Source organism: Stappia sp. G46H5W (genome assembly GCF_058448995.1).
Genome location: NZ_JBZFLL010000005.1, coordinates 474,995 through 487,201, shown reverse-complemented (window position 1 = coordinate 487,201; position 12,207 = coordinate 474,995). Strand labels below are relative to the sequence as shown.

Genomic DNA, 12,207 nt, shown 5'->3' with positions numbered 1-12,207 from the left:
CGAATCCGCTTCGCCTGCACATTTCAGTTTCCGGCAACAGGGTTAGCGATCCGTTACCGATTTCAGCACGATTCGAGGGATTCACAGCGCATGCAAGGTGTCTTGAGGGGGAGGATCAGCGACGAACGAGGCGGGCGGCGAAGAAGCCGTCCATGCCGCCGTTCTGGCTGGGTTCGCGCGGCAACGACACCGGCAGGGTCCGCAGATCGCCCTCGCCCGTCACCAGACCCGCAAAGCCCGTCTCCGCTTCCGTGATCGGCAGGCGCGCGAACTGGGGATTGGCGGCGAGGAACCGCGCGACGACAAGCTCTCCTTCCGCCGGCTCCAGCGAGCAGGTGCAATAGACGAGACGCCCACCGGGCTTGAGCCATCCGCTCACCCGCTCCAGCAGCAGCGCCTGCGTGGCGGCAAGGCTCGCCACGTCCTCGGCCCGCCGGTTCCAGGCGACCTCCGGATGGCGTCGGATCGTGCCGGTCGCCGAGCACGGCGCATCCAGCAGGATGGCGTCGAACGGTGCGGCGGGCTCGTAGTCGGCAAGATCGGCGGCCACCACCTCGGCGCTCAGGCTCAGCCTTGCAAGGTTCTGCGAGAGCCGCTCCAGGCGGCGGGCGGAAATGTCGATGGCGGTGACGTGGCCGCCGGCCGCGGCCAGCTGCGCGGTCTTGCCGCCGGGCGCCGCGCACAGGTCCGCAACCTGCAAGCCCGCGACATCGCCGAGCAGCCGCGCCGGGATCGCGGCGGCCGCGTCCTGGACCCACCAGGCGCCGGCGTCATACCCCTCCAGCGCCTCGATGCGCCCGCCCGGACGGGCGAGCCGCACCGTATTGCCGCCGATGGCCGTGCCGCCGAGCCGTTCGGCCCAGCCTTGCGGGTCATCCTTGACGGTGAGATCGAGATTGGGCTCCAGCAGGTGCATGCCGGCAAGGGCGAGCGCCGTGTCCTCGCCATAGGCCTTCTGCCAGCCGGCGAAGAGCCAGACCGGCGTGTTGCGCCAGGGCTGCGCGGTGGCAGCGAGCAGGTCCTCGCGCTCGGCCACCATTCGCCGCAGCACCGCGTTGACCAGGCCCTTGTAGCGCCGCGAGCGGTTGTCGGCACCCGCCAGCGCCACGGCGATGGCCACCGCAGCCCGGTCCGGCACTTCCATGAACAGCACTTGCGCGGCCGCGACATGCAGGATGTCGAGAACGAAGCCGGTCTTTTCCGGCACCGGGCGCTCGAGCAGCCTGTCCACAATGGCGGAGATCTGTCCGCGCCGGCGCAGCGCCGTGCCGAGCATCGCCCGCACCAGGGCCCGGTCGCGGGCGATCAGCGCGGAAAAACCGGGATGGCCGCCGCTCTCCTTGAGCTCGTCGTCGAGCGGCCGGCGACCGGTCACGACCCGCCCGAGGATTTCCACCGCGACGCGGCGGGCTGCCAGGCCCACCGTCGAATGGTCCGGCTGGTAGCGGGTGCGCACAGGGCTCCCGCCCTGCCCCTTGCGGGGTCGGGAGCTCTGCTTGCGGTTGTCGGTCTTGTCGCTCACCGGCTCGGATCGCCTCACGGGGCGGGTAGCGCGCGAAGCGCACGGCACCGCCGCATCAAAAGAAGGAGAGGCGGTATGCCCGCAAACGGCAGGCGATCACAACCCCTAAAGCACATGGGCCGGCGCATCGCGGACCGAATGCGGCCCGCCGGGCAGGCGGCCGGCGGCATCAGCCCCAGGGACCGCGACGGCCGGAGCTTCCCCCGTTGCCACCCTCGTCGCGGCGGCGCGAGCGCCCCCACGGACCCGGAGGATCGCTGCGCGAGGGACCCTCGCCGGCCGGGCCACGGCCCTGCGGAGCGCTGGATGCGTAGCCGGCCCCGCTGCTGCGGGAATAGCCGCCGCCCCCGCCGCCCATCGCCCCGGCCAGCTCCTGCAGCGCGCGAATGCGGTTCTCGGTGTTGGGGTGGGTGGAGAACAGATTGTCCATCCGCTCGCCCGACAGCGGGTTGATGATGAACATGTGCGCGGTCGCCGGGTTGCGCTCCGCGTCCGGATTGTGGACCCGCGCCGCGCCGCCGGCGATCTTTCCCAGCGCCGAGGCGAGCCAGATCGGGTTGCCGCAGATTTCCGCGCCCATGCGGTCGGCCGCATATTCGCGGGTGCGGCTGATCGCCATCTGCACCAGCATCGCCGCGAGCGGGGCGACGATCATCGCGATCAGCACGCCGATGAAGCCGAGCGGATTGTTGTTTTCCCGGTTGCCGCCGAAGAAGAAGGCGAAATTGGCCAGCATCGAGATCGCACCGGCAATCGTCGCCGTCATCGTCATGATCAGCGTGTCGCGGTTCTTCACATGGGCGAGCTCGTGCGCCATCACGCCGGCGACCTCTTCGGCCGACAGGCTTTCCAGCAGGCCGGTGGTGGCGGCAACCGCCGCATTCTGAGGATTGCGGCCCGTAGCGAAGGCGTTGGGTTGCGGATTGTTGATGAGGTAGACCTTCGGCATCGGCAGGTCGGCCCGCGCGGCCAGCTGCCGCACCATGTGGAACAGTTCCGGCGCCTGGCTCTCGTTGGCCTCCACCGCATGGTGCATGCGCAGCACCATCTTGTCGGAGTTCCAGTAGCTGAACAGGTTCATCGCCGCGGCGATGAGGAGCGCGATCATCATGCCGCCCTCGCCGCCGATCAGGAAGCCGACGCCCATGAACAGCGCCGTCATCGCGGCGAGGAGAAGTGCGGTGCGGAAGTAGTTCATCTCACCTGCCTGTGTCGTGGGGCCACTATGGCGACAGCTGCATCTTTGACCCTATATGTTGGCGGCAGCGCGATTTTCTGCAAGAGAGCAACGCGAGCCCACCGAAGGAAGACGGCCGAAAAGGCCGGCCCGGACCGGAGCACGACGACAATGACCGAGACCGAAGACACCGCCATGACCGCGCCCGACAACGCCGCAACCGAAGACGCAGCCCCGCAGCGCCGTTTCGAGGACCTGCCGCCGGCCGCCCAGCGGGCGCTTCTGGAAGCAGAGGCCCGCCGCCGCGAGATCGACGCCAAGGGCGAGGCCATGCCGCGCGAGATCGACGGCCGCGGCGGGCTGGAGCCGACCCGCTACGAAGACTGGGAAATCAAGGGACTGACCTGCGACTTCTGACGCCCGCCGGCGCCCAGACCCGTGCTACCCGCTCGCAAGGCGTGCGATCATGGCTTGGTTAATGAGGGATTTACCATCGGCGAATAGGCTTGGCGTCGCAGCCGGTCTTCCGTTCGCCGCGCCCTCCCGGGCCGCGGCACGGTCGGCCTGACGTCAACAGGCCGGGAGGTCCGCCGCAGGGCTGGCGGGATCCCGGTGAATGGTTCGAGCCGAATGTCTTCTGACGCCGCCCCCAAGGCCGCAAGGTCCGCTTCCCTGCCCTCCTCGAACCCGTTCGAGCGGCTGGCCGCGCTGATTGCCGATCTCGCACCGGGCATGGACCCGGTCGTGATGACCATCGGCGAGCCGCGCCATGCCGTGCCCGGCTTCGTCGCAGATGTCCTGGCCGGATCCATCGGCGACTTCAGCCGCTATCCGAACATTCGCGGCACCGATGCCTTCCGCGAATCGGTGGGACGCTGGCTCGACACCCGCTACGGCCTCGGCGGCACGCTGGACGTCGCCCGCGGCATCCTGCCGCTGAACGGCTCGCGCGAGGGCCTGACCTTCGCCGCACTCGGTGCCCGCGATTATCTCGCGAAAACCGGCGCCCGGCCGGCGGTGCTGATGCCCAATCCGTTCTACCAGACCTATGCCGCCGCGGCCCATGTCGCCGGCGCCGAGCTGGTCGCGCTCGATGCACGCGCAGAGACCGGCTTCCTGCCCGATCTCGATGCGCTGTCGCCCGAGCTGCTCGATCGCACCATCGCGTTCTACTATGCCTCGCCGGCCAACCCGCAGGGCGTCGCCGCGGACCTCGCCACCTGGCAACGGGTGATCGCGCTGGCCCGCCGCCACCGCTTCCTGGTGGTCGCCGACGAGTGCTATTCGGAAATCTACCGCGACGCCCCGCCCGCCGGCGTGCTGGAGGCCGCCCATGCCATGGGCGAGGGCTTCGCCAACGTGGTCAGCATCAACTCGCTGTCGAAGCGCTCGAACCTTGCCGGCCTGCGCGTCGGCCTTGCCGCCGGCGATCCGGACTTCCTGGAAGCCTGGGCCCGCTTCCGGGGCCTTGCCGCGCCGCAGGTCTCCATGCCGCTGCAGGCGGTGGCCGCCGCCGCCTTCGCGGACGAGGCGCATGTCGCCGAGAACCGGCGGCTCTACAACGCGAAATACGACGTGGCGCAGCGCCTGCTGGCGCCGCTGTTCGGCCCGGTCGTGCCGCAGGCCGGCTTCTTCCTGTGGCTCGACGTCGCCCGCTGGGGCGGCGGCATCGAGGTCACCAGGCGGCTTTGGGCCGAGGCCGGCGTCAAGGTGCTGCCGGGCGCCTATCTGGCGATGGACGGGGCTTCGGGCAATCCGGGCGCGGACTATATCCGCATTGCCCTCGTCGACGACGAGACGACCATCGAGCGGGCGCTGTCCCGCGTGGTCGCGGTACTGGGGGACTAGAGGATGCGTCGCGCCACTCCCGTGAGAAGCGGCCGGGCCGCAGCGCTCGGCCTCGAAGACACCGAGGCGCCGTTCAAGCGCTTCGTCAAACGCAACGTCATCGGCGCGGCCGGACTGGCGCTGATCGCCCTGTGCGCGGCGCTCGCCGCAGCGCTCGCCACCTGGTCGACGGGCGACCCGAGCCTCAGCCATGCCACCTCCGCGCCGGTGCGCAACGCGCTCGGCCAGCCCGGCGCGATCATCGCCGACATGTTCATGCAGGCGATCGGCCTCGCCTCGGCCGTGTTCCTCATCCCCGTGGTCCTGTGGGGCTGGCGGCTGGTCGCGGCCCGCGCCACCCGCATCGCCACCCGCCGCATCGTCTTCTGGGGCCTCGGCACCCTGCTCGCCGCCGGCGCGCTGGCCGCCCTTCCCGTTCCTTCCGGCTGGCCGCTGCCCACGGGCCTCGGCGGCTTCCTCGGCGATTTCGTCCATCGCCTTCCGGCCCTGCTGACCGGCGAACTGACCGACGGCATGGCGATGATCGTCGGCATGCTCGGCCTCGGCGTTCCGGCCGCGATCTGCATGCTGCGCGCCGCCGGCTGGCTCGGCCGCGATCCCGAGCCTGTGCTCGCGCCTCTGCCCGAACCCTCGCACCACGCCCGCTCGGTCGGCGCCGTTCCGAACCTCGACGAGGACGATGAGGATGACGACGCTGGCGAGGGCCGCTTCGGCGCGCTGATGGGTGCCGTCACCCATTGGGGCCTGGTGGCCCGCGCCAATGCCCGCCGCATGCTCGGTCGCCGCGGCGCCTCGCGCCGCGCGTCCGACCCGTATGACGATGCCTTCATCGACGAGGACGGCGAGGACTGGGACGAGGGACGCGGCGCCCGTGCGCAAGGTCCCGCGGAAGACGAGGACGAGGATCCGGTCGGCCGCCGCGGCGGGTTCTCTGCCCTGCGCCGCCGCCTCGCCAGCAAGCTTCTGCCCAGGGAAGACGACGGCCTCGACGCGTTCTACGACACCTCCGCTCCGGCAGAGCCCGCCTTTGCCGATGACTACGGCGACGACTATGCGGACGATGCGCGCGACCTCGACGAGGACTATGCCGAGGCCTCCGGCGCCACCATCGACGATCTGCCGGACCTCGACGAAGACGGCCCGCTCGACGAGCTGTCGACACCGCTGCCGCGCGCCATCGCCGGCCCGGTCAGCCGTGGCCCGGCCGCCCAGATCCCGAGCCGCGTCGTGCCGCCGGCCGGCCGGCCCAAGCCCGGCCGCCGCGCCACCGAGGAGGCGCAGCCCTCCTTCCTGCGCAACCCGTCCGTCTACGAGCTGCCGCCGCTGCACCTTCTGTCCGAACCGAAGGCCGCCGGCAAGCAGACGGCCGTCAACACCGACGCGCTGGAGCAGAACGCCCGCATCCTGGAAGGCGTGCTGGAGGATTTCGGGGTACGCGGCGAGATCATCGAGGTTCGCCCCGGCCCGGTCGTCACCCTGTATGAGCTGGAGCCGGCGCCCGGCATCAAGTCGAGCCGCGTCATCGGTCTTGCCGACGACATCGCCCGCTCGATGAGCGCCATCTCTGCCCGTGTCGCGGTGATCCCGGGCAAGAACGCCATCGGCATCGAGCTGCCCAACCAGCGCCGCGAGATGGTGTTCCTGCGCGAGCTGCTGGCCGCCAGCGACTACGAGAAGACCAAGGCCAAGCTGGCGCTGACGCTGGGCAAGACCATCGGCGGCGAGCCGGTGATCGCAGACCTTGCCCGCATGCCGCACCTGCTGGTTGCCGGCACCACCGGCTCGGGCAAGTCGGTCGCCATCAACACCATGATCCTGTCGCTGCTCTACCGGCTGGAGCCGGAGCAGTGCAAGCTGATCATGATCGATCCCAAGATGCTGGAACTGTCGATCTACGACGGCATTCCGCATCTTCTGACGCCGGTTGTCACCGACCCGAAAAAGGCCGTCGTCGCGCTCAAGTGGACCGTCCGCGAGATGGAAGAGCGCTACAAGAAGATGTCGAAGATGGGCGTGCGCAACATCGACGGCTACAACACCCGCGTCGCCCAGGCGATGGAGAAGGGCGAGGTCTTCACCCGCACGGTGCAGACCGGATTCGACCGCAACACCGGCGAGCCGATCTTCGAGAACGAGGAACTGCCGCTGGAGACGATGCCCTACATCGTCGTCATCGTCGACGAGATGGCCGACCTGATGATGGTCGCCGGCAAGGACATCGAGGGCGCGATCCAGCGCCTGGCACAGATGGCCCGTGCCGCCGGCATCCACCTGATCATGGCGACGCAGCGCCCGTCCGTGGACGTCATCACCGGCACGATCAAGGCCAACTTCCCGACCCGCATCTCCTTCCAGGTGACGTCGAAGATCGACAGCCGCACCATTCTCGGCGAACAGGGCGCGGAACAGCTGCTCGGCCAGGGCGACATGCTCTACATGGCCGGCGGCGGGCGCATCCAGCGCGTCCACGGTCCCTTCGTCTCCGACGAGGAGGTGGAGGACATCGTCAGCCACCTGAAGCGCCAGGGCACGCCGCAATATCTCGAGGCGGTGACCGAGGAGGACGAGGGCGGAGACAGCCCCTATGACGCGCTGGCCGGCGGAGGCGGCAGCGGCGACGACGAGGGCAACGACCTCTACGACAAGGCGGTGGCCGTGGTGCTGCGCGACAAGAAGGCCTCGACCTCCTATATCCAGAGGCGTCTGTCGATCGGTTACAACCGGGCCGCCTCGATCATCGAGCGGATGGAGCGCGAGGGGCTGGTGGGCGCAGCCAACCATGCCGGCAAGCGCGAGATCCTGGTGCAGAACGGGGTCGAGGGCGACTATTGACGGCGCGAAACGCGCAGACCGTGGCCCGTCGCAACTTTGCCACAGCTGCCTGCTAGCGCATCCTGACAATTGACGAGATGCGGCGCGCCCTTCCGCGAGCCGCCCGCCAGACCGAGCCGACGGAGCCGTATCGATGACCAGCATCGCCCGCCGCACCCTGCTTGCCCTTGCCGCCGCTGCCGCGGTCGGCCTTGCCAGCCTTGCGCCGGCCGGCGCCGCCGCACTGAGCTCGGAGCAGAAGACCAAGCTTGCCGAGGTGAATTCCTACTTCAACTCGGTGAAGACCATGCATGGCGACTTCATCCAGTTCGGCCCCAATGGCGAGCGGGCGGAAGGCAAGTTCTATCTCGCCCGCCCGGGCAAGATCCGCTTCTACTACAACCCGCCCTCCAAGGTGGACATCGTCGCCGACGGCAAGTCGGTCTCGGTCAAGGACCGCAAGCTTGCGACCCAGGACATCTGGCCGCTCAAGGAGACGCCGCTGCGCTTCCTGCTGGCGGAAAGGATCAACCTGGAGGCGGATGCGGAAGTCGCCAGCGTCTCGGTCGAGCCGGATCTCGTCACCGTGGTGCTCGCCGACAATTCCACCTTCGGCACCGGCAAGCTGACGCTGATCTTCGACGCCGCAACCACCGAGCTGAAGCAGTGGACGGTCACGGATGCGCAGGGCTACGACACGTCGGTGGCGATCTACAACACCTCGGTGAACGGGCCGACCAACCCGAAGCTCTTCACCATCGACTACAACGCCAACCTGATGCAGCGCCGCGGCAACTGACGCCAGGCGCTTGGCCCTTCCCCTTGGGCGCATCCCGCGTGAGCAAAGCCGAGGCGAGCGTGCGACGGCCGGTCTTCGTCGAGATTCTCGAGCGGCTCGCCGCTCAGCGCGGCGCGCGCATCGAGACCGAGCCGCTCTACGGCTATGCCGGGGCGGTGGTCGACGCGCGCGGCCGGCGGCACTTCTTCAAGGGCACCCATTTCGACATCAACCGGGCGGGCGCGGCAGCACTTGCCCGCGACAAGGACTATGCAGGCCGCTTCCTGGCCGGCGCGGGGCTCGCGACGCCCCGCGGCGTGCTGCTGCACGGGGCGCGCCGCACCGCCCAGCTCTCCCTCAAGAACCCCGCCGTCGCCGCCCGCCTGCCGGACCGTGCCACGGCCCACGCGTTCGCCCGTGAGGTCGGCTACCCCCTCTTCGCCAAGCCGAACGAAGGCTCCGAAGGCGACGGGGTGACCCGCGTCGGCGATGCCGCCGCCCTCGACCTTGCCCTCGACACGCTGCTGGCGCTGCACGACCGGGTGCTGGTGCAGCAGGCGGCCAGCGGCGAGGACCTGCGCGTCGTCGTGCTCGACGGACAGGTCAAGGCCGCCTTCGCCCGCCGCCCGCTGTCGGTCACCGGCGACGGTGCCAGCCCGCTTTCCGCGCTGATCGCCGCCCGGCTTGCCGAGTTCGCCAGCGACGGCAAGGGCGCCCGCATCGCCGCCGACGATCCCCGCATTCTCAGCGAGCTCGCCGCCTCGGGCCTCGGCCTTGAAAGCGTCCCGGCAAGGGGCGCGACGATCGCGCTGCTCGCCAACGCGAACCTCTCCACCGGCGGCAGCGCCAGCGACATCACCGACACGCTCTCCCCTGCCGCGACTGACGCCGCGATCCGCGCCGCCGCTGCGCTCGGCCTGCGCTTTGCCGGCGTCGACCTGCTCGTCGATCCCGGCGCGCCGCCGGTGGTGCTGGAGGTCAACGCCGCCCCCGGCCTTGCCTATTTCCATCGCATGGGCGCGCAGGCTGCCGCCCGCGTGGAGGCGATCTACGCCGACCTGCTGGACGCGCTGCTGGCATCCTGAAGGCCGGCGCGGCGACGCCCGGCCCCCTCCCCTTCCTCCGAAAGCAAAAGGGCCGGCGAATGCCGGCCCTTTCTTTTCGGATCTGCGCTCGTGCGGATTATCCCGCGACGAGGTTGCGCAGCACGTAGTGCAGGATGCCGCCGGCGCGGACATATTCCAGCTCGTCGACCGTATCGATGCGGCACAGCACTTCGATGGTCTTGGTCGTGCCGTCGGCGAACTCGACCAGGATGTCGACCATCTGGCGCGGCTTGAGATCGGCAACGCCCTTGATCGTCACCTTCTCGGTGCCGGTGATGCCGTGCGACTGCCAGCTCTCGCCGTCCTTGAAGGTGAAGGGCAGCACGCCCATGCCGACCAGGTTCGAGCGGTGGATACGCTCGAAGGACTGGGCGATCACGGCGCGAACGCCGAGCAGGCGGGTGCCCTTGGCGGCCCAGTCACGCGACGAGCCGGTGCCGTATTCCTTGCCGGCGAAGATGACGAGCGGCGTGCCCGCCTCCTTGTAGTCCATCGCCGCGTCGTAGATCCACTTCTGCTCGCCGTCCTTCATGGTGACGCCGCCTTCGACGCCCGGCACCATCTGGTTCTTGATGCGGATGTTGGCGAAGGTGCCGCGCATCATCACATGGTGGTTGCCGCGACGGGCGCCGTAGGAGTTGAAGTCCTTCTTGGCGACCTGGTGCTCGAGCAGATAGACGCCGGCCGGCGCCTCCGCCTTGATCGAGCCGGCCGGCGAGATGTGGTCGGTGGTGATGGAGTCGAGGAACAGGCCCAGGACCGCGGCGCTCTCGATATCCTCGAGCGGCTTCGGCTCCATGGTCATGTCTTCGAAATAGGGCGGGTTGGCCACGTAGGTCGAGTTCATCGGCCACTTGTAGGTCATGCCGCCTTCGACCTTGATCCCCTGCCAGTGCTCGTCGCCCTTGAAGACGTCCGAATAGCGCTCGCGGAACATCTCCTCGGTGATCGAGGAGCGGATCAGGTCGGTGATCTCCTGGTTGGTCGGCCAGATGTCCTTCAGGTAGACCGGGTTGCCGTCCTGGTCCTCGCCGAGCGGATCTTCGGCGACGTTGATGTCCATCGAACCGGCAATCGCATAGGCGACGACCAGCGGCGGCGAGGCGAGGTAGTTCGCCCGCACGTCCGGATTGACGCGGCCCTCGAAGTTGCGGTTGCCCGACAGCACCGAACAGACCACCAGGTCGTTCTCGTTGACCGCCTCGGAAATCGCCGGGTCCAGCGGACCGGAGTTGCCGATACAGGTGGTGCAGCCATAGCCGGCTAGGTTGAAGCCCAGCGCGTCAAGGTCGGCCTGCACGCCGGCCTTCTTCAGGTAGTCGGTGACCACCTGCGAGCCGGGAGCCAGCGAGGTCTTCACCCACGGCTTGACCTTCAGGCCCTTCTTCAGCGCGTTGCGGGCGACGAGACCGGCGCCGATCAGCACCGACGGGTTCGAGGTGTTGGTGCAAGAGGTGATCGCGGCGATCACCACGTCGCCGTCGGCCAGGCCGTGCGACTTGCCGTTCACGGAGTAGCGCTGGCGGGCCGTGCCGGTGACGCCGGTGGCGCCTTCATCGACAAAGCGCGATTCGCCGGCCGAACCGGGAAGCGTGGAGGGGTCCTTGCCGCCGCCCTTGATCTCGCGCAGCGCGACGGCGAACTTCTCGGCCGCCTCGTCGAGCGCGACGCGGTCCTGCGGACGCTTCGGGCCGGCGAGCGAGGGCACGACGGTGGAGATGTCGAGCTCGAGCGTGTCGGTGAAGACCGGCTCCGCCGTGTCGGAAGTGCGGAACATGCCCTGCGCCTTGGCATAGGCCTCGACCAGCGCGACGCGCTCGGCATCGCGGCCCGTCGAACGCAGGTATTCCAGCGTGTCCTCGTCCACCGGGAAGAAGCCGCAGGTCGCGCCGTATTCCGGCGCCATGTTGGCGATGGTCGCAGCGTCCTCGAGGCTCAGGTTGTCGAGGCCCGGGCCGTAGAACTCCACGAACTTGCCGACCACGCCCTTCTTGCGCAGCATCTCGACGACGCGCAGCACCAGGTCGGTGGCGGTGATTCCCTCGCTGAGTTTGCCGGTCAGCTTGAAGCCGATGACCTCGGGGATCAGCATGGAGATCGGCTGGCCGAGCATGGCCGCCTCGGCCTCGATGCCGCCGACGCCCCAGCCCAGCACGGCCATGCCGTTGACCATCGTCGTGTGGCTGTCGGTGCCCACCAGCGTGTCCGGATAGGCCAGCGTCTCGCCGTCCTCGTCCTTGGTCCACACGGTCTGGCCCAGATACTCCAGGTTGACCTGGTGGCAGATGCCGGTTCCCGGCGGCACGGCGCGGAAGTTGTCGAAGGCCGACTGGCCCCAGCGCAGGAACTCGTAGCGCTCGCCGTTGCGCTGGTACTCCAGCTCGACGTTCTTGGTGAAGGCGTCCTGGGTGCCGAAATAGTCGATCATCACCGAGTGGTCGATGACCAGGTCGACCGGGACCTGCGGGTTGACCTTCTTCGGGTCGCCGCCGAGCTTCACGGCCGCATCGCGCATGGCGGCCAGATCCACCACGGCCGGAACGCCGGTGAAGTCCTGCATCAGGACGCGCGCCGGGCGGTAGGAGATCTCATGCTCGGAGGTGCGGGTCACCAGCCACTTGGCGACGGCGCGGATGTCGTCCGCGGTCACCGTGCGGTTGTCCTCGAAGCGCAGGAGATTCTCCAGCACGACCTTCAGCGAATAGGGGAGCCTGGACACGCCCTCCAGACCGTTCTTCTCCGCCTCGGGGAGGGAGAAATAGGTGTAGGTCTTGTCTCCGACCTGGAGCGTCTTCCTGGCCTTGAAACTGTCGAGTGATTTGGTCACGCTGGCGGTCCCCTTGTTGTCCTCGGGCGGATGCGGCCCCATGGCTGCCTGTCACCCGACGAATGCGCTCCCCCGGCGGAAAGCGTCGTCTTGGGATACGCCGCCGGCCGGGTTTGCCGTCTCGCGTCGGCGGACACT

Annotated in this window: 8 protein-coding genes; 5 read left to right on the top strand and 3 right to left on the bottom strand. The window is 69.0% G+C overall.

Annotated elements, in window-relative coordinates:
* Positions 1 to 115: 115 nt before the first annotated feature.
* On the bottom strand, positions 116 to 1,522 hold the full coding sequence (locus tag ACVJ6E_RS17890) for an RsmB/NOP family class I SAM-dependent RNA methyltransferase (RefSeq protein ID WP_491676497.1): 1,407 nt from the start codon (positions 1,520 to 1,522) through the stop codon (positions 116 to 118).
* 169 nt (positions 1,523 to 1,691) lie between these two features.
* The gene (gene htpX / locus ACVJ6E_RS17885; protein WP_120270123.1) at positions 1,692 to 2,720 is read right to left on the bottom strand and encodes a zinc metalloprotease HtpX; all 1,029 of its coding nucleotides are present in this window, start codon (positions 2,718 to 2,720) and stop codon (positions 1,692 to 1,694) included.
* A 174-nt stretch (positions 2,721 to 2,894) separates the two neighbouring features.
* On the opposite strand from htpX, the gene ACVJ6E_RS17880 reads away from it, so the two are divergent.
* From ACVJ6E_RS17880 to ACVJ6E_RS17860, 5 genes are all read left to right on the top strand, one after another.
* Positions 2,895 to 3,116 (top strand): DUF1674 domain-containing protein, encoded by a 222-nt coding sequence (locus tag ACVJ6E_RS17880; RefSeq protein ID WP_120270234.1) that lies wholly within the window; start codon positions 2,895 to 2,897, stop codon positions 3,114 to 3,116.
* Positions 3,117 to 3,329: 213 nt separating this feature from the next.
* The gene (locus tag ACVJ6E_RS17875; RefSeq protein WP_120270122.1) at positions 3,330 to 4,547 is read left to right on the top strand and encodes an aminotransferase class I/II-fold pyridoxal phosphate-dependent enzyme; all 1,218 of its coding nucleotides are present in this window, start codon (positions 3,330 to 3,332) and stop codon (positions 4,545 to 4,547) included.
* 3 nt (positions 4,548 to 4,550) lie between these two features.
* Entirely contained in the window at positions 4,551 to 7,379 is a 2,829-nt protein-coding gene (locus ACVJ6E_RS17870; RefSeq protein ID WP_120270121.1) for a DNA translocase FtsK, read from the top strand.
* Between the two features lie 133 nt (positions 7,380 to 7,512).
* The gene (locus ACVJ6E_RS17865) at positions 7,513 to 8,157 is read left to right on the top strand and encodes an outer-membrane lipoprotein carrier protein LolA (RefSeq protein WP_120270120.1); all 645 of its coding nucleotides are present in this window, start codon (positions 7,513 to 7,515) and stop codon (positions 8,155 to 8,157) included.
* A gap of 38 nt (positions 8,158 to 8,195) precedes the next feature.
* Positions 8,196 to 9,221, top strand: a complete 1,026-nt coding sequence (locus tag ACVJ6E_RS17860) for an ATP-dependent carboxylate-amine ligase (protein WP_120270233.1) — start codon at positions 8,196 to 8,198, stop codon at positions 9,219 to 9,221.
* Positions 9,222 to 9,318: 97 nt separating this feature from the next.
* On the opposite strand, the gene acnA is transcribed toward ACVJ6E_RS17860, so the two are convergent.
* Complete coding sequence (acnA, locus tag ACVJ6E_RS17855; protein WP_120270232.1) at positions 9,319 to 12,069, bottom strand: aconitate hydratase AcnA; 2,751 nt, start codon at positions 12,067 to 12,069, stop codon at positions 9,319 to 9,321.
* Positions 12,070 to 12,207: the final 138 nt, after the last annotated feature.

Coding starts and splice junctions, on each gene's coding strand:
- htpX (WP_120270123.1), bottom strand. CDS start 2,720: ATGAACTACTTCCGCACCGCACTTCTCCTCGCCGCGATGACGGCGCTG.
- ACVJ6E_RS17880 (WP_120270234.1), top strand. CDS start 2,895: ATGACCGCGCCCGACAACGCCGCAACCGAAGACGCAGCCCCGCAGCGC.
- ACVJ6E_RS17875 (WP_120270122.1), top strand. CDS start 3,330: ATGTCTTCTGACGCCGCCCCCAAGGCCGCAAGGTCCGCTTCCCTGCCC.
- ACVJ6E_RS17870 (WP_120270121.1), top strand. CDS start 4,551: ATGCGTCGCGCCACTCCCGTGAGAAGCGGCCGGGCCGCAGCGCTCGGC.
- ACVJ6E_RS17865 (WP_120270120.1), top strand. CDS start 7,513: ATGACCAGCATCGCCCGCCGCACCCTGCTTGCCCTTGCCGCCGCTGCC.